The 21,313-nt window shown below is 36.1% G+C and carries 24 protein-coding genes; 3 read left to right on the top strand and 21 right to left on the bottom strand.

Annotation, left to right across the window (positions count from 1 at the left end; genetic code table 11):
- Positions 1–16 precede the first annotated feature (16 nt).
- Entirely contained in the window at positions 17–445 is a 429-nt protein-coding gene (locus AC4G3L_RS08150; protein WP_491076461.1) for an RrF2 family transcriptional regulator, read from the top strand.
- Positions 446–713: 268 nt separating this feature from the next.
- Here AC4G3L_RS08150 and AC4G3L_RS08145 read toward each other — a convergent pair whose 3' ends face one another.
- The 12 genes from AC4G3L_RS08145 to AC4G3L_RS08090 form a co-directional block, all read right to left on the bottom strand.
- Positions 714–1,292 carry a DUF2238 domain-containing protein gene (locus tag AC4G3L_RS08145; protein ID WP_491076460.1) on the bottom strand — a complete coding sequence of 193 codons (579 nt, stop codon included), beginning with the start codon at positions 1,290–1,292 and terminating at the stop codon, positions 714–716.
- A gap of 243 nt (positions 1,293–1,535) precedes the next feature.
- A complete protein-coding gene (locus AC4G3L_RS08140; protein ID WP_491076459.1) occupies positions 1,536–2,522 on the bottom strand; it encodes an ABC transporter substrate-binding protein in 987 nt (328 codons plus the stop codon).
- A gap of 18 nt (positions 2,523–2,540) precedes the next feature.
- Positions 2,541–3,206, bottom strand: coding sequence for an ABC transporter ATP-binding protein (locus AC4G3L_RS08135; protein ID WP_491076458.1), 666 nt, complete (start codon positions 3,204–3,206; stop codon positions 2,541–2,543).
- Positions 3,207–3,234: 28 nt separating this feature from the next.
- Positions 3,235–3,996 (bottom strand): ABC transporter permease, encoded by a 762-nt coding sequence (locus tag AC4G3L_RS08130; RefSeq protein WP_491076457.1) that lies wholly within the window; start codon positions 3,994–3,996, stop codon positions 3,235–3,237.
- Positions 3,989–4,612 carry a hypothetical protein gene (locus AC4G3L_RS08125; RefSeq protein ID WP_491076456.1) on the bottom strand — a complete coding sequence of 208 codons (624 nt, stop codon included), beginning with the start codon at positions 4,610–4,612 and terminating at the stop codon, positions 3,989–3,991. Before AC4G3L_RS08125 ends, AC4G3L_RS08130 begins: the two co-directional genes overlap by 8 nt.
- A 292-nt stretch (positions 4,613–4,904) precedes the next feature.
- Positions 4,905–5,186, bottom strand: a complete 282-nt coding sequence (locus AC4G3L_RS08120; protein ID WP_491076455.1) for a hypothetical protein — start codon at positions 5,184–5,186, stop codon at positions 4,905–4,907.
- Between the two features lie 129 nt (positions 5,187–5,315).
- Entirely contained in the window at positions 5,316–6,077 is a 762-nt protein-coding gene (locus AC4G3L_RS08115) for an SDR family NAD(P)-dependent oxidoreductase (protein WP_491076454.1), read from the bottom strand.
- A gap of 363 nt (positions 6,078–6,440) precedes the next feature.
- On the bottom strand, positions 6,441–8,522 hold the full coding sequence (locus tag AC4G3L_RS08110) for a class I SAM-dependent methyltransferase (protein ID WP_491076453.1): 2,082 nt from the start codon (positions 8,520–8,522) through the stop codon (positions 6,441–6,443).
- 240 nt (positions 8,523–8,762) lie between these two features.
- Positions 8,763–9,263: a GNAT family N-acetyltransferase gene (locus tag AC4G3L_RS08105; protein ID WP_491076452.1), complete on the bottom strand. Its 501-nt coding sequence runs from the start codon at positions 9,261–9,263 to the stop codon at positions 8,763–8,765.
- Between the two features lie 251 nt (positions 9,264–9,514).
- Positions 9,515–10,330 carry a ZIP family metal transporter gene (locus AC4G3L_RS08100; protein ID WP_491076451.1) on the bottom strand — a complete coding sequence of 272 codons (816 nt, stop codon included), beginning with the start codon at positions 10,328–10,330 and terminating at the stop codon, positions 9,515–9,517.
- A gap of 710 nt (positions 10,331–11,040) precedes the next feature.
- Positions 11,041–11,751 (bottom strand): B3/B4 domain-containing protein, encoded by a 711-nt coding sequence (locus AC4G3L_RS08095; protein ID WP_491076450.1) that lies wholly within the window; start codon positions 11,749–11,751, stop codon positions 11,041–11,043.
- Between the two features lie 254 nt (positions 11,752–12,005).
- Positions 12,006–12,389 (bottom strand): nuclear transport factor 2 family protein, encoded by a 384-nt coding sequence (locus AC4G3L_RS08090; protein ID WP_491076449.1) that lies wholly within the window; start codon positions 12,387–12,389, stop codon positions 12,006–12,008.
- 291 nt (positions 12,390–12,680) lie between these two features.
- Between AC4G3L_RS08090 and AC4G3L_RS08085 the strand changes: the two genes are divergently transcribed.
- Entirely contained in the window at positions 12,681–12,974 is a 294-nt protein-coding gene (locus tag AC4G3L_RS08085) for a hypothetical protein (RefSeq protein ID WP_491076448.1), read from the top strand.
- A 70-nt stretch (positions 12,975–13,044) separates the two neighbouring features.
- Here AC4G3L_RS08085 and AC4G3L_RS08080 read toward each other — a convergent pair whose 3' ends face one another.
- From AC4G3L_RS08080 to AC4G3L_RS08050, 7 genes are all read right to left on the bottom strand, one after another.
- Positions 13,045–13,911 carry an aminoglycoside phosphotransferase family protein gene (locus AC4G3L_RS08080; RefSeq protein WP_491076447.1) on the bottom strand — a complete coding sequence of 289 codons (867 nt, stop codon included), beginning with the start codon at positions 13,909–13,911 and terminating at the stop codon, positions 13,045–13,047.
- A gap of 80 nt (positions 13,912–13,991) precedes the next feature.
- The gene (locus tag AC4G3L_RS08075) at positions 13,992–14,195 is read right to left on the bottom strand and encodes a hypothetical protein (protein WP_491076446.1); all 204 of its coding nucleotides are present in this window, start codon (positions 14,193–14,195) and stop codon (positions 13,992–13,994) included.
- 595 nt (positions 14,196–14,790) lie between these two features.
- On the bottom strand, positions 14,791–15,228 hold the full coding sequence (locus AC4G3L_RS08070; RefSeq protein ID WP_491076445.1) for a GNAT family N-acetyltransferase: 438 nt from the start codon (positions 15,226–15,228) through the stop codon (positions 14,791–14,793).
- Positions 15,229–15,333: 105 nt separating this feature from the next.
- Complete coding sequence (locus AC4G3L_RS08065; RefSeq protein ID WP_491076444.1) at positions 15,334–16,053, bottom strand: nucleotidyltransferase domain-containing protein; 720 nt, start codon at positions 16,051–16,053, stop codon at positions 15,334–15,336.
- A gap of 120 nt (positions 16,054–16,173) precedes the next feature.
- On the bottom strand, positions 16,174–16,710 hold the full coding sequence (locus AC4G3L_RS08060) for a GNAT family N-acetyltransferase (protein ID WP_491076443.1): 537 nt from the start codon (positions 16,708–16,710) through the stop codon (positions 16,174–16,176).
- A 290-nt stretch (positions 16,711–17,000) separates the two neighbouring features.
- Positions 17,001–17,756, bottom strand: a complete 756-nt coding sequence (locus AC4G3L_RS08055; RefSeq protein WP_491076442.1) for an SDR family oxidoreductase — start codon at positions 17,754–17,756, stop codon at positions 17,001–17,003.
- Positions 17,757–18,273: 517 nt separating this feature from the next.
- The gene (locus AC4G3L_RS08050) at positions 18,274–18,588 is read right to left on the bottom strand and encodes a hypothetical protein (RefSeq protein WP_491076441.1); all 315 of its coding nucleotides are present in this window, start codon (positions 18,586–18,588) and stop codon (positions 18,274–18,276) included.
- A 419-nt stretch (positions 18,589–19,007) separates the two neighbouring features.
- Between AC4G3L_RS08050 and AC4G3L_RS08045 the strand changes: the two genes are divergently transcribed.
- The gene (locus AC4G3L_RS08045) at positions 19,008–19,415 is read left to right on the top strand and encodes a hypothetical protein (RefSeq protein WP_491076440.1); all 408 of its coding nucleotides are present in this window, start codon (positions 19,008–19,010) and stop codon (positions 19,413–19,415) included.
- Positions 19,416–19,477: 62 nt separating this feature from the next.
- Here the strand turns inward: AC4G3L_RS08045 and AC4G3L_RS08040 are convergent, their stop codons facing one another.
- Both AC4G3L_RS08040 and AC4G3L_RS08035 read right to left on the bottom strand, forming a co-directional pair.
- The gene (locus tag AC4G3L_RS08040; RefSeq protein ID WP_491076439.1) at positions 19,478–20,272 is read right to left on the bottom strand and encodes an ABC transporter ATP-binding protein; all 795 of its coding nucleotides are present in this window, start codon (positions 20,270–20,272) and stop codon (positions 19,478–19,480) included.
- The gene (locus AC4G3L_RS08035) at positions 20,247–21,284 is read right to left on the bottom strand and encodes an ABC transporter permease (RefSeq protein ID WP_491076438.1); all 1,038 of its coding nucleotides are present in this window, start codon (positions 21,282–21,284) and stop codon (positions 20,247–20,249) included. The genes AC4G3L_RS08040 and AC4G3L_RS08035 overlap by 26 nt, the downstream gene beginning before the upstream one ends.
- Positions 21,285–21,313: the final 29 nt, after the last annotated feature.

Here is a 21,313-nt window from a genome sequence, read left to right as displayed (position 1 = left end):
GATTGGACGTGAATGTATGGAAAACCTCTTACAATTAAGCTACTTAGGTAAAACAAACTACATAGTTGCCATTAAGTCATTAGCAATACTTGCAAATGAAAAAGATCTTGTAACAAGTAGCACTTTAACTGAAAAACTAGGCGTTGAACCAAGCTTCATAAGGAAAGTATTAGCTAAATTAATGCAGGAAAACATGGTCAAGGGTTTCGAAGGGCGCTACGGTGGATATAAACTGATTGTTAACCCCGTTGAGACAACTCTTTATGATGTGTATGTTGCGATTGTGAAAGACGCACATCCAACAAAAATGGATAAAGAAATAGATGACATGGATCAAATTATTTTAGATATCCTACTAGAAGCGCAAAAGAATATAAAGGATGTCTTGAGCAAATATTCAATTAATGATCTTGCAAAAGATTCTTTAAAAGGGAATCTTTTTTGATTCCACCATCCTATTCTACGATAAACAGCCTCTCCACTATTAAAGTGAGGCTATTTATTATTTTTTTCATCAATTTTAAATCAATAGTGATGCTTAGTAACATTCTTCTTGAATACAAATTATAGTTATCCAACTTTGAGGAAGAGAAAGATGCTAAGCATCATTTTAATAATATCGGCCCTTTATTTAAACTAGGATTAGAACAAAATGACCTTTGTAATCAACTGAAATGAATAACCCGGGTGAATTTAAAAAAAGACTGCCATAATCAGTCGGCCGCCTTACGCTCATGATTTCTGATAAAGTAAAAGATGGCGCTTATGACCCCACCAATCAACCCGTCCATCATATCGAACATCGTGTCCTTTGGATCGCGCCCTTGGGCGGTAAAATGGAACCATTGATCACCTGCAAACTCGAGCAGCTCCCATGCACCAGCTGAGCAAAGCGCAAAGATAACCATGAGACCTGCCAGAAATGCTTTCGGCAACTTCCGCATAAGCTCCTCACCAATTATCTGCTTGGTTAGTACCACTGCTGCGTATCCGAGCCAAATGCCGGAGGTAACATGAAGGAAATCATCAAAATGGTTAATCGCATACCCTCCACCGAATGTTCCAATTCCGACTGAAATAAAAACAAATGAATACGTCATGATCATAAGTAGCCCATCAAGCGGCTGCTTTGCCTTCCATTGCCAGCCCCCTATAACAAGTAGGCTCATACAAATCAGAATGCCCATGAACCCCTTCGTACCGTCACCTTTAAAGAACATGATCATTGTTCCAACTAACATCAACAGAGTAACTGCTAAAAATGTAGCCTTCTCCATTTTCAACCTATTCATCACCATTTCTCCTCTCGCTGCCAAATGTATGTCTTCTAATAAAATATGCTGTATCTATAGATGCGCCTTACTTCAGTATAAAAATAGAAAAAAGCCATGCGAACGGCACCATTCAGAGGGAAAATCTACCTTACACAAGGTGGTCGCAATACCATAACTCCCAGATTGATAGCTGATTCTTTTTGGAAAGTACATATAAAAAAGGCATGCTTCTTAAGTTTTAAAGAAACATGCCTCCTTCTACTATTCTACTTCTAATACTAATGACTGAATATCCACATCATTTTCAATCATATTATTCTCTTTCATGAATTCCACTGTTTTTTCCATACTTTCTATATCAGAAGGTGAAATTTCCATATTAAAGTCATACATTTTATACATTTCTTTTACACCATCTAGAGGCAGATCAGTTTCTTTTGCGGCAATCTCCATAACTTCCTCATAATTTCCATCCATGTATTGCAATGTTTCTTTCTGTACTTGTAAAAATTTCTTTACTAAGCCAGGATTCTTCGAATAGAATTCTTCACTAGTTGCAACGACAATGGTTCCATCAACCAGTCCATCACCATTGGTAACAACCTGATATCCATCTTGAATCATATTATAGGCGGCCGGGCCAGCCAGTAACGCAAAATCTACTTCTTCCGCCACTAACGCCGCTTGTGCAGATGGAATATCCATTTGTACAAATTTGATATCCTTATCTGTTAAACCTTCAGTTGCTAAATAATTGATAAGCAATTCATGTAAAACTGTTCCTTTTGGACCTGCTACTTTTTTCCCTACTAAATCGGTAGGTGATTTAATACCTTTAAGGTTTGTAAATAACATAAAAGCCTCAGGAGAACGACTATACATGCTCAAAATTTTGATATCCGCACCATTCGATGCAGATAATATGACAGATGTGGCACCGACTGCATTAAGGAATTGGATATCTCCCGAAGCTAAAGCCTGAGTTTGTTCAAGACCGGTAGTTAAATTGGAATATCCAAATTCGATCCCTTCTTCCGCAAAAGAATCGGCTAACAATCCTTTTTCTTTTTCAACAATGGAAGGAATATTTAAAGGAGATTGCACGTAAGTTGCCTGCACTTTATCCACTGTATACGTGTTCTCATCGTTATTTTTTGTGTTTTTCTTCTCAGAATCGCTATCTTTTCCACAGGCAACAATAACTGAAACGCTCAGTAAAACAAGTAAAGATATTAACCATTTCTTCATTATTTTATGTCCTCACTCTCACGCTAATTTTTCTATGATGTCTTTCTTTATTTCTATTAGAGATGGAGATAATACATCTCTGGGATATTCAAACGACTCCAGGTTAAATTGAGCATGAATTTTCCCTTCATTAATTACAAATATATTTTGGCCGATTGCTATAGCTTCTTCGATACTATGGGTAACAAAGATAATACTTTTCTTTTTTAGTTGGTAAATTCTTATTAATTCTTTCTGCATTGCTTCACGTGTGAAATAATCGAGTGCAGCAAATGGTTCATCCATTAATATGATGGATGGGTCATAGGCTAATGCTCTTGCTAATGCAACTCTTTGTTGCATGCCACCGGATAATTGGTGTGGATAGGCTTTCTCAAATTTCTCTAACCCTATCAAGCTCATTAACTCTTCTATTTCGTCAGAATTTATCTTTTGTTTTTCTAAACCAAATGTAATGTTCTTGGATACAGATAACCATGGCATTAAACGGGGTTCTTGAAAAACAAAGCTAACTTTTTCATCACTATCAATGGATATTTCTCCTTGATCGCATTGCTCAAGATTAGCTAAGATGCGTAGAAGCGTAGTCTTCCCACATCCGCTTTTCCCCAAAATGACACTGATGCTATTTTGAGGGAAATCGACATTAACATTTTGCAATACATCATGCTTTTTCCCATCCACCATAAAGCTTTTATAAAGTTGATTTATTTTAATTCCAGCTATTTTTTATACCTCCCCTACGAGTGAATTTCTTGCTTACGAATGAGAAAACTTTATCGCAGAAGACTCCAAGGAGACCAATCACAAGTATTCCGACAATCACTTTATCAGAGCGGGACATCGTCTGCGCATCTAATATGAAGTACCCTAAACCGCTCGAAGCAGCAATCATTTCTGCACCAATAATGGCTCTCCAGCTATACCCAAGACCAACCTTCATCCCTAAAAGAATATCTGGGACAGCAGACGGGAGAATGATTTTCAGAAAACGTTGCCCCGGAGTTAATCCTAAAACCTCTCCGACCTCCAGAAGCTTATGATCACATGAACCAAACCCCTTTTTTATATTTAAAAACATTGGAAAAAACGAAGCTAAAATGATTATGATCGTTTTGGATTCTTCTCCGATGCCAACCCATAAAATTAGCAAGGGAATCAGGCTCAGAGGAGGAACATTTCTGAAGAACTCCACAATATGATTGTAATAAGGAGAAAGAGAGGGCTTTAACCCAGCAATGATGCCTAGGATAAAGGCGAATATAAAGGCAATTGAAAAACCGACAAGTACTCTATTCAAGCTTGCAAAAATATGAATAAACAGTTCTCCCGTTTGTACCATTGATACAAAGGTATCCCATACTTGCGTTGGACTAGGCAGAATATAGGCACTCCATATCTCGAAATAGCTGCATAAATACCATACGATTAAAATAACAGCAATCGGTATCAATCTTTTTATTATATTATTCATTTGTTATTCGAACTCCATCTCCATTATGGCAACCACCTTGGCAATACAACATTTCTATTAATTGTTTATCTTGCCTAGATGCATCCTGGAAAAAGCAATCAATATCATGCTTAGATGCAAGACTGACCACATTAGGGATATTATCAAAAAAACCTGGCGGAATCGGACTATTTTCAATTGGTTTACTATTTAATCTGATATGATGTTCTCTGCAAAACTGAGTCCATGTTTGAAATATCGTGTTTTTTAATACTAATTTGTTTCCTAGATCTCTTAAATCTGTACAAGGAGTGATGATATAGAGTTCTGCATCATCGTCTTTATATCTATTAGCCAGTTCTTCCGCACAATGAATTAAGATTGGATGGATAGTAGAGTACTCCAAACTAGCATGATCATAACGAGTTTTTACATAGGTTATAGCTTTAGGACATCTATTGTCACAAAGAAGCTGCTTACAGCTTTCATATCTCTCTTTATATTTATCTTTCACTATTTGTAAGTGATTTTCTTCACAAGTAACAATTTGAAACCCTATACTTTCTAAAGTAGAATGTAATTCTTCCTGATCGTACATCTTTAAAACGACAGGATTTAGCCAAATATATTTTTTCACTTCCTTCTCCTTTCTTATTAGAAAGCGATAAACACTAATGCCTAAAAATTATTGAGATATAATATTATCATAATTGATAATGATTATCAATGTAGCTTGTACTATTTTAATATCACTGTTAAAAATGCCGCACTCTACACTAGAGTCTTAAAATTATTCTTCAAATCTATCTAAAATAAAAAATCTCGTTAGTGCTAATTGATCTGAACCTAAACTAATAGATATAAATTGAAAGGACATACCGTATTAACATAATATCGTATGTCCTTTGTTAAATCATTAAAACACGGAATTAAAACTGCATTTCTCCTGTTAAAAATCCCGTAATAATAATTGCGATAAAAATGGTTAATAGCCAAAGTGAAATATCTTTAGATAAAGAAATAGGTTTTAGATGTTTTTTTAACTTATCATATAAAATAAAATCAAGGATTAGTATATGAATTACAATAATTATTGCGATTAGATCCATGTAAGTAAACGGCTTACTAAGATAACTATCTAAGTAAAAATTAGTTAGTAAAATTACAATAATGAGTATACACTTTATCCCCAAATGTTTAATAAGATTCATATTCTGCACTCCATACCCTGAATTAACCTATTTCAATTGTCGTATGACAAATCCCTTTCTCATACATACAACGCCAGCCATCTCTCAGAACTTTATTAGTAGAAAAACAACTCTGGCAGTGATCCCTCCTTATCGTCCGAAAGTATGCCCGCCATTTAGAAAAACAGTCTGACCTGTCATGAATCTTCCTTCTTCACTGGCTAAGAATACAACCCCTGGAGCTATATCACTGTCCGGGTTACCAAGACGGCCCAGAGGAACTGGCTCCATTGTTTTTTTATATCCTTCTGGATCATGTTCCATCCATAATTTCGCAGCAGGTGTCAATGCGCCTGGAGAAACGACATTTACCGTTATGCCGAATTTACCGAATTCACGTGCTGCAACACGTGTTAAGCCACGAATCGCTTCTTTTGCGGAACCATAAGCAGCGAATTTTTCCATCCCATCGATGCCAGTATCCGAACACACATTGATGATACGGCCATAACCCGACTCTTTCATATGAGGGACACATTGTTGCATAAAGAAAAGTGAAGCGACTGTACCTGTTTTCCAGGCCAGTTCCATTGCTTCGTATGTTGTTTCAAGTATAGAAGCAGTAGGTTTTGAGGCCTGTGCATTATTGATGAGAATATTTACAGCACCAAACGTTTCAACTGTTTTATTAACAACATTTTTTACTTGCTCTTCATTCGAAACATCACATTGAACAAATAATGCTTCTGCACCCATATCTTTTAATTCTTCAACAGCTTTCGCCCCTGTTTCAGCATTGAACTCAGCGATTGTAATTTTCGCCCCTTCTTTAGCGAGCGCTTTCGCGAACGATAGTCCCAACCCCTGGCCTGCTCCTGTAACAATAGCTACTTTTCCGGCTAATCTGCCCATAGTATAATCCCCTTTACATAGTTCGTATTGGTTGATGCCAACATATTGATTATAGATGATACTTGATGAAAATTTATAAGAATCTGAATTTCGATCTATACGAATCCTTATATAAATAGTATTTGCATGCATATCATACGTTCAGAAATAATCTCAGCTCATTTTCCTGGTGCCTTCATCAAAAAAACGTTAATCCTGATAAGGGGATCAACGCCTTGTTTGTTTAAAAACATTTAGCTCCTCAAATGCGGAAAAATTAAATAATCAAAGGGAATAGATTATAAAATAACCTTAAGGTCTAAAGCTTCTATATTATCTATCTGAAATTTTCCTCTTCCATTCGAAATGATAGCTTATTTAAGATTATTTTTCTTTTAATTTTTTCTGAATCACAATTAAGCAAGTTGAATCCGGTAATGGAACGGGACGATATGTTTCATCTAAAAACTCTATCTTCGAATCCAAGGCATGTGTGTATCCTTTCTGCAAATAATGCTGGTTGACCAAGATTTGGGCATCCTCTCCTAAAGTCTCCTTGATTAAAACTTCATATTCCGAAGGGGTCAAATAACCAAACTGTTCTTGAACTTCATGCGGGTAGGCTTCTTCTCCCCATGTGTAGGTATAGAGAAATTCCATGCAATCATTGATCCGCATTTTAACTTCATTATGTCCCGCCACTTCATAAGAAATGGCCCGGCCTTCAAAATCCTTACTATACCGCTCAAGAATCTCTAAATCGTCGGAATCTCGGAAACGGATAATTCGTGAGACCTCTTTTGGCTCAGTCATAATACCGTCACGGATGATGATTCTCCCACCTTGACGTAACATTCGAAAAGCACCTTGAAGTGCTTTTCGAATAGTTTTCATATTAAATTTGGTTTCATCTGTCTCAATATAAGAATAGAGCTCATGCAGGATAGAACAAAAAATGATCGTATCCACAGGTTGATCCAAATCCTGTTCAAGATCTAACGCATTTCCGAACTGAACTGTCCACGGTAATTGCTCCTTTTGAATTCGTTTTTCGAGAGACTCTATCACATTTTTGCTAAAATCTATGCCGAATACGTTCGCCTTTGGATATCGTTTTACGATTTCATCCAGCAACGCTCCGCCTCCCGGACCGATATCCGCAATGTCCGTTCCTGTGATATAGTCCAAGATGACCCTTTTGAAATCAATGGTCTGATTCATAGTCTCCAGATACTCCTCTTCGTTGTGAAAGCGGTCAAACTGATCTCTTCGTAACTCAAAGAAGTCATACAAGAGGAGTATAGCTTTTTCAAAGAAAGTTCCATATTTTTCTGATTCCACGCAAAATTCAATTAGTTTCTGGCTGGGTGGGCTAAAAACAAAACGAAAGAACACTGTATCGCTCATCTTTCCTTTTTTCTCCACCAGAACCGATACATGCGGATTATCTTTAATTTCTCCTGCCAACAAATCATCAAATGTACATTCAGACAAATACTTTTCGAAGATTCTTTTTTTAAATAGATTGACTTTTTTCTTCCCTTTATGATCATAATACAGTTCCTTCATGAGTTCGGAAAAATTAATATGACTCACCTGCTCTAAGGAACTTTTTCTGCTGATTATAAGAAAAATCTTTGTGAACTCCTCCAATGTAAAATCCTTTAATGCTGCTTCCACATACCATAAATCACGAGAATCAAGCAGAGTTTCTATCTCCTTTTGAAGACGGATATCACGGAAAATTCGCTGAGATTCGTTATCGAAATTTTCTCCGTTTTGAATAGATTGCTGACGGAGTTTTCGGAGACGTTCTTTCCACGTGTCTCCCTGCGTGAAATTGCCCTTTACAATAGATGTCACGGCTTGTTGAACGTCTTTTTCAATCGTTTCCCATAGAGATGGACTGACCGCTGCAATAATACACTTATTCAAGAGCATGAGCAATTCAATGGATTGATTGTTTTTTCCTCCGCTCCAGCGTTGCAAAACCGGATAGAGGGATTCATTTTTCGTCAGCAAAGATTCTCCACGTATATACTGTCCCACCAAACCATGAGTGGCAATGAGAGCAGCAATCAATTCCGTATGTTCATCTGGCTTTGTCGTTTCCATTTGATAAATCTGGGCGGAACCGATATTGTGAACATACACATTGACCCCTTCCGTTACCCATCTTTTACGTTCTGAAGGGGATCCGCATTTAGCGACTTCAGCCCAAACCAGTGTTTCTTCTATTAGGTTAGTAATCTCTTCAGAGAAGTGAGGTTCATTTGCTAAGATTTCGAGTGTCTTTTTGGTATAATCCCATACCGGATTCTTTGGAATCCTCTCTAGCGCTTCCACGTTTTCCATGTTGACGGGGTGTTCTTTCGTTAATAGTAAGTACTTGGCCCAAGGATTAGTTTTTAGCCATCCTCGCTCCTTGCATTCGATTTTATTCATGATTTCCACGCTTTTTAACATCTTTCTGCCTCAAACCTTCCTAGTATTCTCTACATTTTTCAGTAAACCTAATTATCTGAAATTCTACTGTATATTACTCTAGAACCTTTGCTTGATTACTATCCTCTGTGAGTATAGACGTAACAAAACCTATAAATTCTATCCGGTTCTTTTTAATAAGAGGTGTAACTTTTGATAGAATAATAAAAAGGAAAGAAAAGATTATGCTCGTGTTTGTTTAGAACAATCTCTTAAATATGATTAGCAACAGTATACAAAGACTTCTTTTCCCTTTAGATTTATTTCTTTTTCAAATTGCATACCAATTTTTTTAGCAACTTTTTGAGACGCTATATGATCTTTTTGAATAAGCGCAATCATTTTTTCAATCTTAAGTTTGTTTTTTCCATATTCCATTAACACTCTGGCTGCTTCAGTTGCAAACCCTCTCCCCCAGTATTCTTGCGATATCCAATAACCTATTTCAATTTCTTGTTTACCATTTATAATTTGGGGCACCAACCCTGCATGGCCAACGCGCTTCTTACTTTCTTTGTCTAAAATGAGTTTCAAACCATAATGAGGATCGAAGGAATATGTATCATAAATCCATTCTGTAAATTTTTTGATCCCTTCATTATCTCTTATTTGTCCGTTCCCTATATAGCGCACCATATTCGGGTTGGTCAAAAGTGACTCAAGAAAAGCCAAATCATGATCATTGTATGGTCGCAACCATAATCGTTCCGATAAGATTTCCATCATAAAACCTCACTTATAGAGCCATTTTGATTTGTCATACATGGGTAACTGCCTATATTCTCATACTTAAATTCGCCAAAAAAGGCTCCAATCCTTCTTGTATCCAATCTTCATACACCAAGTACATTGATTTATATTCTTCAATGTAAAAGTACGGGCAAATAAAAAAAGCAGCCCGATAATTTATTTAATCGACTGCTTAGTTAACCCAGTTATACTGTTTAACGTTCTTGTATAAGAAAAAATTAAAGTTATCCCAATGCTACATCAAGTATCATCATTAATGTGAAGCCAATCATTAAACTCATGGATGCTAAATCCTTATTACCCTTTTCTTGTGAACTTGGAATTACTTCTTCAGCTACAACAAATATCATGGCTCCAGCGGCAAAGCTCAGGGCATAGGGTAATAATGGTTCAATAAAGGCGACGGCAAATGCCCCAATGACGGCAGCAATTGGTTCAACCATACCTGAAAATTGTCCGTAGAAAAAGCTTTTCCTGCGAGACATCCCTTCTCCTCTTAAAGGCATTGAAACAGCCACACCTTCAGGAAAGTTTTGAATCCCGATTCCAAGAGCAAGAGTTAAAGCACCAATTAAAGAAGCTTCCGTCCCGCCATTTGCAAGAGCGCCGAAAGTAATCCCAACGGCTAACCCCTCTGGGATATTATGAAGGGTGATAGCAAGAACCAATAGCGTACTCCTTTTCCTATCTTTTCGATGATATCCTTCCGCCCCACTAATAGGGGTATTTGGATGGAGATGGGGTAGGACCTTATCAATTCCCCATAAAAAAAATCCACCTAATAAAAATCCTAATGCTGCCGGAAACCAGGCCCCTATGGCATTATTCTCTGACATTTCGATGGCTGGCCCCAGAAGAGACCAATAACTAGCAGCAATCATTACGCCACCGGCAAACCCTAACATACTGTCTAATAATCGCTGGTTTATGGTCTTTGTCGCAAATACCAGAGCGGCTCCAAGTGCAGTCATTCCCCATGTAAATAAGGTGGCTAGAAATGCTTGTGTTATTGGATTGAAATTTTGAAAAAAATCTACCATTATAAAAAACTCCTATAAAGACTAAAATTAGATTAAGCTTGAAAAAATCGATAAAATCATAAGCGTATAGAATCTTAAGCGTCTTTTATTCTCAATTAATGATTAGCATGAAACCAAATCTGATTGAACGCAATAAAGTACTATATCCCCACTTACAGCTGCGATAAACCTATTATTGTCCTCTGAAACATATTCCTTAAACGCCAATTTGGATTTAATAGTACAAGGCAGTACTGGTATACGACAAGAAGAATCCCGATGTAAATTTTATCCTTCATATGTTTTTTATGGCACTCTCTTTTACTTTTTCATTTCAATCATTAAAATAATCTTCATTTATCTTCATAAGGAATACAATCTTTTTCAAGTGATCGTACCTTTGTTTTTAATCCCTCCTTTTCTATATATTTATACTAATATGACAAAACTATTGTCTGTGCTACTATAAAGAATTTAAGAAACAAATTTGGATGTAAAATTACGGATTTTTGTTATTCGAAATAAGACTACTATTCAAAGATATATTTTTGAAAATATCCCCTTTTTATTATTATTTATTTGAAATCGAGTAATTATTACCATCGTATTAATTGGTACAATTTTTCAATACGCAACAAGAATAGGAAGGAGATATATAGGATACTTCGAAAGTTGGCAATAAAAAAAGAACCACTTACATAAACGTAATGGTTCAAAAATAAATAAAAAAATCAATAATTATAAGATGAATCATTTGCTGTCAAAATCAAGCTGGTGCTTTCAGTATTGTAATATGTATCAATCAGATGCTTCAATTCATTCATGGCTTGATTAGCCCGTTCCGCTTGCTCTTTATTGATCGATTCAATGAAAAGGATAGCGTCGGTCGTTTCACGAGTTAGCATTGTTCTTTGAGCTTCTCTCCAATTCAAACATCTGCAAATAGCACCAACCTGATCATAATAAATGATTTCCTCCGGTAAAGCCGGCGAATCATGATCAGCACCGAGTGGCAGGAATGGTTCTCCACCCTTTGCTTTTCCAAGATGTACATCACCAATGATTGAATTTATATCCTCGCCACCACAGGGAACTGCATATTTTAGAGAAACACTGTTGTACATATCCACCAAAGGATTAATAGGTGAAAATTCTTTATTTTGATTGACTCTTTTTAACAATGCTTCAATGGATGATCGAGTACCCTTCTTCGTTTTGAATTTGCCAAATGCGATACGCCATTCAGCGATAACTTGATTTTGGCTAAATGTATCTTCTGTTAAAAATGCAGTAGCTTCTTTAGTCGCTCTATTAAGAAGTTCAGAGAAATAATCATAATTTTCTTCTAAATACTTATTTTTTATATTTCTTACAATTAACATATTAATTTGAGCATTGGGGAACACCTCCCAAAATTCAGTATCAACTATAAACTTTCCCATTACATAACCCTCCACTTCAAAGCTTTTAATAATGAAAGGACCTACTAAAAATCAAAAACAAATTTTAATTCAATGGTATTTTCTCCTTTTCCCAAATACCCAGCCGTATAACCTTCTTCTTTTTTCCAATGGTTAATTCCAATCTCTTTTAATCAGGCAGTTTCCAAGTCCGTTTCTTTTAAATTTCACTCTTAAAATAGCCGTGCATCGAGAAAAGGCTTTGTTCCTAATACACCATTAGCTAATTTGCATCCTCAAGGAGTGGTGTCCTTAAGAACTTCCCTTAATTGTAGTGGCGAAATGGTTCCTTGATGAAAAAATAATTGCCATCTTCCATTAATTAATTTCCATATAGAGCTTCGAAATGTGTTACGAGCTCTTGTTTTATCTACAATAAAATAGGTAGATAAAACGACATCTGATGCTAACGGATAAATTTCATAATTATAGAGTGACATCTCAGTTAAAGCAACTCCGGTTTCAAGGCATGCTTTTTTATCAAACATATAACCCGAACTACCGATTTCAAAAAAATCTTCAGCTAGTATTTGATCTAATTTTTCTCGACTATTACGGACTTCAAAACTAATATGACTTTCCTCTAGTTCTTTTAAAAGCTCTTTTAAATTTACATCCATTGGAATTGCCCCTTTACTATACGTTTTACTATGATTATCCAATTTCTCCTGAGTTAATTGAATATTTTTCTGTATTTCTTCAAATGTTAATAAAAGAGGTGAGGAAAATGAAAAATAATCAAGGCCAATCCAATGATTAGATTCAGCTACGAAATCAGGGAAAGACGTAAAAAAAACGGTGATTCTCTTTTATAACAACATATCCTCACTGTAAATAGCCGCCAAGGTTCACCTTTCTAATCGAATAATGAATAATCAAAATTACAATTGCAAAATGGAAGGAGAAAACGGATGACAGAGTATAGTAAGGATGCTATTCAAATAAAAATGGAGCAAATTTTATCTCATACATGCGGCTCTTTTGAAAATTGTACGGAAGCCAATATACAGACTTTTTTAACACAATGCTATGAAGAAAACATTGATCCGCAATATTGCTTAAGCTGGGTTTCGGAACATAATGCAAAAATCCCCAATTGGCCTAATGTATCTAAAATTTCTCAGGAGTGGATTAATGGACACACCTCCACTGGCTCCGCCTTTCTACTCAACCTTGAAGACGAGATGCACTTCGGCAAAAGCTAAGCTGTCCACTGGACAGCTTTTCCGGCGCTAACTAATATGGCTATGATAAACAATGCATATCTTCCACATTTCAAAGCACCAGTTTTTTCAAAATGGCCAGATTTTCTTCAAAAAATACAGCATGTTTTTCGATTCCGCGCTTCTTACACCACCCAATACTATTGAAGGCATCTGTAAAGCGATAAAAAGGTAAGACAATTCCTAAATCAATTAAAGGCCGGATACTTTTATAGCCTTTTTTATAAGCTTGGTATAGGGAATGATCATAGTTTAAAAAATCACGATACAGTTTAGTGAAATCGATTTCAGTTGAACCAAATCGTACAGATTCAAAATCGATGATTCCTGAGACTTGATCACCATCCATTATGATATTTGCCGGGCGAAAATCCATATGTACTAAGCTAGGCCCATCTGGATCAGGGAGTAGTTTTTTCATTACTTCAAACTTTTCTATGGATTGTTTATATAAACTTTCATCTAGAACATCTCTTACATGCTCAGCAAAACTATAAAATTTAGCTTCTATAAAATTAGACCAGTTTGGATATTCATTTTGTATGACAGTTAACTCCTTCTCGGCAGGTGGCTGTGTGGAATGCATCGAAGCATGAATAACCCCGACTTGATAAGCTGCTTTTGGTGAAACCTGGTTGGTTAAGGATTGTCCTTTTAATTCGGATAATAAAAAAGCACCCGGACAATTCTCATCACCAGACCAACAGTCTAACATCTCCGGAATGACAACCCTTCCTTTCAAAATCTCATACGCTTCTAATTCCCGCTGAAACTTCAATTTTGTATATGGGATTTTGATAAAAATATTTTCGCCATTAAGCAAATTACATTTATAGACTGTTGAACTATAAGAATTCTCAACCTCATTTATGGATAATACCTGCAACCCAAATTGCTCAATGACACGTTTTATGATCAAAATCGCCTCCACATTTTCCTTATACATGTTTGAAATCAAAGACATAAGATAATCTCTTGATAAAATAAATTCACATTAAATCAGCTTTTACTATTTTCTTCTAAAGACTTCTCTTCTTTTTGCTTATCTTCATAATCCTTTGCATAGCCCCTTAATAGCGTGGATAAAATTGCCCCAGTTATTGTCAAGAATATATTTAATGAAGGGTTTTCAAACATCCAGATGCAAATAATCGAAGGTACACAGAAAATAATTAAAATGGTATACATTTTTTTGTTAGTCATCTCTATCTCTCCCTCTTTATCTGGTGAGATTTAATGGTTATGTTGAAGAAAGACTTCTCTTTTAAAGAAGATTTTCTTTCATTCAAGTTTGTTTCGCAGCCACATACATTTTCAGCATATCCTCAAACAAAATACGAATTATTTAAGGATATGTACTCAATCTTCAAAAACTCAAATATACTGCCATTTGTTGATAAGGTGATTTCTTTTTATGATCTATGATCTGGAAGCGGATAAAGAGGATTTAGATGAATATTTATTATCATAATGCCAAGTATAAGCAATCTTCAGAAGTCCCTCTTCCTCCCTACAGCACCATTTGAAGTAGAGCTTTCCATCACTTTGTACTGAAATGATTCGACTCGCTCTTCACCAAAGAACATATTTTTACGATGAATCTGACACGCAGGATTCCTTTTAAGATTTTTAGGGACCCCTAAATAAAAGCGGAAAGGTTCGAGAATTTTACAATACGGTATTGATAGTGTAGATATAGGCTCACAATTGGTAAAAGCAGAATTAATAATTATAGTCTGGGTCGTTTTAATTATGCTTGATTATACGCGTATTAACGGCCTAGTAGTGGAGAATATCTTTATTTTAAAGATTTCTTAAATACATAACTTACTTTGTCATAGTTCATACGCTCTTCATAAAAACGATGTGCATCTTTACGCTGTAACCCTGATGATAAGGATATAGTTTCATAGTTGTTTTCCCATGCCCAATGATGGACATATGTAAGTAGTTGTTCACCATAGCCATTTGAACGCTTATTCGTATCCGTTACCAGATCACATACCCAAACAAATCGGCCATTATAAAGGGTGATCATCGGTTTAAAACCAATTACCGCAACAATTTGACCGTCATCAACTAGAGAATACATTTTGTATCTATCGTTTTCTTGTGCATCCAGCACTAAATTTACATATGTATATTCATCAAGATGTGTTCGTAGCTGCTTCATAACCGGAAAAGCTTCCAGTATTTCATTTTTTGATTGAAGTTCTTTAATCATGACTGTAACCATCCCCCTTTTTTCACATCTGAATATTCCGTTAATTTTGTTTAGTATATCTCTTGACTTGCTCCCTATATCTAATAATGACTTTAACTAATCTCCCTCATAAGGTTCTTACTTTTTTCCTAATGAAAATCCGTGAAATAACTGTCCACCAAAGGGTTTTAATACACCTTCAACTAATTGTATGACTTGGTTTTTCTCACCTGTCTGATAAAAACAATCAAAAGCTTCTACAAATTGGTTTGTGAAATGTTCGTCTAATTGTTTTAAAGAGCGAACCATCCACTTAGATGTACCAATCCATTTTCGATTTGTTCGTAATACAAATTCACTTACCAATTCAGCAAGCGCATTGGCTATAAAAAGCTCCTCTGCCCGATTCGTACAGCCTTTAAAATCATCAAGAACATCCGTAATAAAATAACGCTTTATATTAATCATTTCGGCTGACCATTCTTCTGGACCTTTTCCCAGTATTTCTTTGGCTTCTTTTTTAATTGAATCAATTATTCCATCATCCTTTAAAACTACGCCTTCCGAAACCATTCTTGGCAGTGAAGGCCTTGCTCTTTCACAATCACTTTCAAAAAACGGTTTATAAGAGGTTAAATTATGTACAAAGATTTCAATAGGCCAATCAAGTTCTATTAATGATTCTCGATAAGATGAACTGATACTTTTGTCAAAAATAACAATATCTAGGTCAGATGTTGCAGTTGCCTCACCCCGAACAACACTGCCTGCCAATAGAGCTCCCTCACAGTTTGGAAAATAATTTTTAATAAACTGTTGGGCGGCTTCAATTGGGTTTAACTTTTTAATTGGATCCATTGACGCACCTCTGATTCGATAAATATCCTTATTTGATTCTCCACCGAGGAAGAAAACACCTTCTAATTCACGCTTTTTTTGTTAAGAAAAATGAACTGGTTCACAGCTTTCGATTTATAATTATTTCATAGTTTCCCATTCTTCTCTCAGTAACCCCATTCTAATAGAATCATAATACTCATTATTATAGAAACGACACTTTCTTAATCTTGCTTCCATTTGCATCCCTAATTTTTCGCCAACTTTAATCATTCTGTGATTACCAGACCAGGTTGTGTATCCCACGCGTACTAAAGGCATTGTTTCAAATAAATGGTCAATCCATATTTTTAAAGCTCTTGAACCATATACGCCGTTCCAATATTGAGGATTATATATTCCGATGCCCATTTCTAACCACTTTGATGGTTCATGTTCCCAATAATAACTAACTGTACCGATTATTTTTCCTTCCACTTCTATTCCCCAGTAATTTTTTTGATCAATAATCTGTTGGCTTTTCTTCAAGAAATCATCATAGGTCATCGTCTTATGTTCAAAATAAGGAGCATCCCACTTTTTCCATTCTGGAGATTCTTCTTTATACACCATTTCCCACAAAGAATATAAATCTTCTTGTTTAATTGGCCGTATAACTAATTTATTTCCCTCAAACATATGTATAACCTGCCTTCCTTTGAACATTCTTGTATGCATGCCAAACCAATATACTAAACTACCTTCAAACTGGTATATAAATTGAAGCCATTTCTCGATTACTTTACAAGATTCATAAATACCTACTCAATAACAGTCAATCATGGATCCTTCCCATATAATACTGACCATCCGATAGATATATATTTATCCTTTTTCAAAAACTCATCCACTTCAATTATAAGGATTGATTGCTTTTCGATTTGATCTCCAATCGTAAACTTTAAATAAACTTTCTTATTAATAGCCTTTTAACCACGTATGAATCCGCCTTCTGAATGAATGACTTGACCAGTTAACCACTCCCCATCCTCGGACACAAGGAAACCAATCATACGGGCGACATCCTCAGGTACACCGATCCGTCCCAATGGGAACTTTGGTAAGAGCTGCTCCCGAATTCCATCTGTCATCCAAGTTGAGTCGGTTGGACCCGGGTTTATGGCATTTACCGTAATCCCTAATGGAGCTAGTTCAGCAGACAATGATCGAGTAAATGCAGAAATGGCTCCTTTTGTAGCTGCATAGGCTAATTCACTAGGCATTGCGCCAAGTTCCTGTCCTGATGTCATATTAATGATTCGTCCTGTTTGATATCCAGCTTTTTCAAAGCGCCGAGCAAACTCCACACATAGTAGAAAAGTAGTTCTCATATTAACAGCATAGTGATCATCCAGTATTTTAGCATCGAAATTCAAATATCCATCTCTTGTAGAATGAGCAGCATTATTGATTAAAATGGACGGTACTTCTAATTCCACAGAAACGTGGTCCAATATTTCATATGCTGCATTAACATTCGCTAAATCGATCTCCATGCTATTGCAACGAACTCCGCTTGTTTGTAGCTCATTACAAAAGTTTTCTGGCCATTTCTGATCTGCCCTCCAGTGCGTAAAGTAGATATCCGCTCCCTGTGACGCTAATTTCCGGCATATGGCAGTTCCAATATCTCTTGAACTGCTCGCTCCTGTTACTACAGCTGTTTTCCCATGTAAAGAAGTCATCATTTCCCTCCCCTAAATCAGGTATATGATTAATCATAATGAACAATCCAAATTTTTACAACAGACATAAAATGCAGCTTATATACAGTGATAATAAAATTATTTAATAGTGATCAAAAAAGATAAGAGCCCTGCTACATTTAGAACGTAGCAGGGCTCTTTAAACTTGTTTAAAGTTATATTTTTTTACTTTTATAAACCCTAAAGAATGAATATTAAAGTTGTTTATTTACTATAGAACGAACGCACCTGTTTGTTTACGTACTTTCTTTCACATAAATAATTTTCCTTATGAAATCTTACTGTCATGCTCCCCCTTTTTATCCAAGAAGGAAAGCATTACGTAAAAAGATCCAACCCACTCCTTGATTTCCATATAAAATCCAACACAAAAAGGAATTAATCCTTCTAAGATCAACACCCCAGTTAGTTTAAGTATATTCTTTTACAAAATTAATTGGCATTAGCTAAATGTTTCTTTCGCTTCAATATTTTATCTTTTAGGGCAGCTAAGGATTTAGTTCTCCCTCTTTTCCAAAATTTCCAAACTTCCTTTTTTCTGTTCTTTAAAATGCTCTAACTGTCTAGGAACATTAGTTACCCTGTGATATTTTGCATAGAACTCTTCCCACGCTTTTCCATCCAGACGATAATATTTTTCCAGAATATCTATGTAAGTAAACATTGCCTGTTCCACCACAATTTCAGATAACTCATATTCGCTTGGCAATTCCATATCCAATCTATCGCATAACAATTTTTGTAATCTCTTTGCGTACTTTATCTGTCCCTCAGGTATATCTAGGTTCTCATATTCCTCTTCAATGCTCATGATTATTTAGTTCCTTTCCGATTAAAAAAAGCGTAACAATTAATAAACTTATTATTAACTAAAAAAAGATGCTCGACAATACCTTCTATTATATTAAAATAATATAAAATTCACTTCTACTCAAAAGGCAAGTCAACCTATTAACTACTAAATATTATTAAAAATCATGATTTAAACTCAATTTCTTCGCATATAAAAAGCTATTATGAATAAAGATTGTGCAAAACGATATAAGCTTCTCTTAGAGATTTATGTATTCTATAGAATTTGGTATTCTTCCATCTACTAATCAATCGTTCTAGAAGCAAAAAACTCTGACTACAAATCTATACTTTTTCATTGGAATTTTTTGAATATTGTAATATATTATTAGTGACCCCTATAATTGACTTATGATTAAGTTGAAAGTAGGGATATAGATGCAAGGTAATGAAAAAACATTAGGTTATGTACGAGTAGTCATTGATGAAAATGGAAAGGTAGCGCATATTTGCCCCAACACTTTACACCATCCAGACCCAAGTGAACAAGAACGTTTACAAAAAACGATTACGGTTGAAAAATTGGATGAGCTTTTATCTAAAAAAGATCATTCCTACATTGATTGTCAGGTTTTAATCGTATTCTATGAGCACAATGGCCAATTATCTGTAGAGCATTCCTTGACGATTCAACCAAAATTCAAAAGCTTCTGGAGAGAAAGAATCACAAAGAAAATTGAAAAGCATCCTGAGAGCATGCGCGATGAAATCCACATCCAGAGCCGCATCGATTTGTGGGAGGGAACATACAAAGAGACCTTTGTTCCAACGAGGAAAATTGGTTAAAATAGCTAGAAACAGCAAGCATTAATGCTTGCTGTTTCTGTTAGTTTACTCCTATAAATAGACTATCCCAGCAAGCTGCGATCAGAGATTTGCGTATTGCGTTTTAGCTTTTGGAATTCGTTCATCAATAGATCAATCGTTAGCGTTTGTTTAGAGGATTGGTCTGCTTCATAAATAATTTCACCGCTATCCATCATGATTAATCGGTTACCCAAATCAAGAGCCTGCTGCATATTGTGGGTAACCATTAAGGTTGTCAATTTATGCTCTTCCACGATTCTCTTAGTAAGATCTGTTATCAGCTCTGCCCGTGATGGATCAAGCGCTGCTGTATGCTCATCAAGAAGCAAAATATCCGGCTCTGTAAATGTAGCCATTAATAAAGATAATGCTTGCCGTTCTCCACCTGACAATAAGCCGACCTTTGCAGACAAGCGGTTTTCAAGTCCTAAGTGAAGCTCTGCCAGTTTGTCTTTAAAAAACTTCCTGCGCTTATTTGTGACACCGAAACTGAGCCCTGCTTTTTTTGTTCTGGTATAGGCAATGGCCAGGTTTTCTTCAATCGTCATTGTCGGCGCAGTCCCTGCCAGCGGATCTTGAAAGACCCTTCCTATTTTCCGGGCACGACGATGCTCTCCCGCATACGTTAAATCGGTATCATTGATGATGATTTGGCCTGAATCAGGCAGAATTTTTCCTGAAATTAAATTCATAAGCGTAGATTTACCCGCTCCATTACTACCAATTACCGTGACAAAGTCGCCCTGCTTCAGTTCAAGGTTAATTTGATTTAATGCCATTTTTTCATCAGGAGAGCCTTCATTAAACACTTTAAATATCTGATTTAGTTGCAGCAAGTTGCTCTCCTCCATTCCCATCCCTACTGTTTTTTACCGTTTCACCATTTAAACCTTTCATACGATTACGTCTTTTACGGTATTTTTTCGTACTGTCTATCCATTTTGGTATCAGCAAGGCCACTATAACGATTACAGCTGTAATTAATTTCATATCTCCCGCTTCAAGAAACTCCACCTTAAGAGCAAAGGCTACAACTAAACGATATAAAATCGCTCCGCCAATTACCGCCAAGGTGGCTCTGGCCATAGATTTAGTACCAAATACTGCTTCCCCAATAATAACGGATGCAAGCCCGATAACAATGATTCCAATTCCCATTCCGACATCAGCAGAACCGTTATACTGTGCGACAAAAGCTCCTGATAAGGCTACCAGGGCATTGGCGATTCCAAGCCCCAGCATTTTTGTCACATCTGTATGAACTGAAAAGCTGCGAACCATTTGTTCATTATCTCCTGTTCCCCGAATTGCAAGACCAATCTCTGTTTTCATAAATGCATCCAGTAGTACTTTCACAAGGAGAACAAATACAATCATAGGCATGACGATGGACCAAGTATGTGGAATATAGCCTTCCAATCCAATATTTGTGAATAATGAAGCTATCCAGGCGTCAATTCCGAGCCCCGACCACCATGTACCAAGCTGGGTAAAAATTGTATCCTCTGATAATAACGATACATTTGGTTTACCCAGAATTCTAAGATTAATAGAATATAAGGCAATCATCATTAAAATTCCTGATAAGAGTGGATTAATTTTCCCTTTTGTGTGCAATAATCCCGTGATCATTCCTACGAAGAATCCAACAAATATTGCCGAAATCGTAGCCAGGATCGGATTTGTTCCGCCTGTAATTAAAATGGAAGCGACGGCTGCCCCTGTTACAAAGCTGCCGTCCACTGTCATATCGGGAAAGTTAAGAATTCGAAATGATAAATAAATACCTAATGCCATAATACTATAAATAATGCCGGCTTCCACCGAACCAAAAACAGATGCAAACACGTATTTTTACCCTCCCTTTCTGTTTGGAT

Source organism: Bacillus sp. z33 (assembly GCF_058313615.1).
The sequence above is the reverse complement of the archived record's forward strand: the minus strand, read 5'-3'. Positions and strand labels throughout refer to the sequence as shown.

What these genes read in the sequence shown, in the direction of transcription:
- AC4G3L_RS08150 (WP_491076461.1), top strand. Translation starts at nt 17, where the DNA reads ATGGAAAACCTCTTACAATTAAGCTACTTAGGTAAAACAAACTACATA.
- AC4G3L_RS08145 (WP_491076460.1), bottom strand. Translation starts at nt 1,292, where the DNA reads ATGAATAGGTTGAAAATGGAGAAGGCTACATTTTTAGCAGTTACTCTG.
- AC4G3L_RS08140 (WP_491076459.1), bottom strand. Translation starts at nt 2,522, where the DNA reads ATGAAGAAATGGTTAATATCTTTACTTGTTTTACTGAGCGTTTCAGTT.
- AC4G3L_RS08130 (WP_491076457.1), bottom strand. Translation starts at nt 3,996, where the DNA reads ATGAATAATATAATAAAAAGATTGATACCGATTGCTGTTATTTTAATC.
- AC4G3L_RS08120 (WP_491076455.1), bottom strand. Translation starts at nt 5,186, where the DNA reads ATGAATCTTATTAAACATTTGGGGATAAAGTGTATACTCATTATTGTA.
- AC4G3L_RS08115 (WP_491076454.1), bottom strand. Translation starts at nt 6,077, where the DNA reads ATGGGCAGATTAGCCGGAAAAGTAGCTATTGTTACAGGAGCAGGCCAG.
- AC4G3L_RS08110 (WP_491076453.1), bottom strand. Translation starts at nt 8,522, where the DNA reads ATGTTAAAAAGCGTGGAAATCATGAATAAAATCGAATGCAAGGAGCGA.
- AC4G3L_RS08105 (WP_491076452.1), bottom strand. Translation starts at nt 9,263, where the DNA reads ATGGAAATCTTATCGGAACGATTATGGTTGCGACCATACAATGATCAT.
- AC4G3L_RS08100 (WP_491076451.1), bottom strand. Translation starts at nt 10,330, where the DNA reads ATGGTAGATTTTTTTCAAAATTTCAATCCAATAACACAAGCATTTCTA.
- AC4G3L_RS08095 (WP_491076450.1), bottom strand. Translation starts at nt 11,751, where the DNA reads ATGGGAAAGTTTATAGTTGATACTGAATTTTGGGAGGTGTTCCCCAAT.
- AC4G3L_RS08090 (WP_491076449.1), bottom strand. Translation starts at nt 12,389, where the DNA reads ATGGATGTAAATTTAAAAGAGCTTTTAAAAGAACTAGAGGAAAGTCAT.
- AC4G3L_RS08085 (WP_491076448.1), top strand. Translation starts at nt 12,681, where the DNA reads ATGACAGAGTATAGTAAGGATGCTATTCAAATAAAAATGGAGCAAATT.
- AC4G3L_RS08075 (WP_491076446.1), bottom strand. Translation starts at nt 14,195, where the DNA reads ATGACTAACAAAAAAATGTATACCATTTTAATTATTTTCTGTGTACCT.
- AC4G3L_RS08070 (WP_491076445.1), bottom strand. Translation starts at nt 15,228, where the DNA reads ATGGTTACAGTCATGATTAAAGAACTTCAATCAAAAAATGAAATACTG.
- AC4G3L_RS08065 (WP_491076444.1), bottom strand. Translation starts at nt 16,053, where the DNA reads ATGGATCCAATTAAAAAGTTAAACCCAATTGAAGCCGCCCAACAGTTT.
- AC4G3L_RS08060 (WP_491076443.1), bottom strand. Translation starts at nt 16,710, where the DNA reads ATGTTTGAGGGAAATAAATTAGTTATACGGCCAATTAAACAAGAAGAT.
- AC4G3L_RS08055 (WP_491076442.1), bottom strand. Translation starts at nt 17,756, where the DNA reads ATGACTTCTTTACATGGGAAAACAGCTGTAGTAACAGGAGCGAGCAGT.
- AC4G3L_RS08050 (WP_491076441.1), bottom strand. Translation starts at nt 18,588, where the DNA reads ATGAGCATTGAAGAGGAATATGAGAACCTAGATATACCTGAGGGACAG.
- AC4G3L_RS08045 (WP_491076440.1), top strand. Translation starts at nt 19,008, where the DNA reads ATGCAAGGTAATGAAAAAACATTAGGTTATGTACGAGTAGTCATTGAT.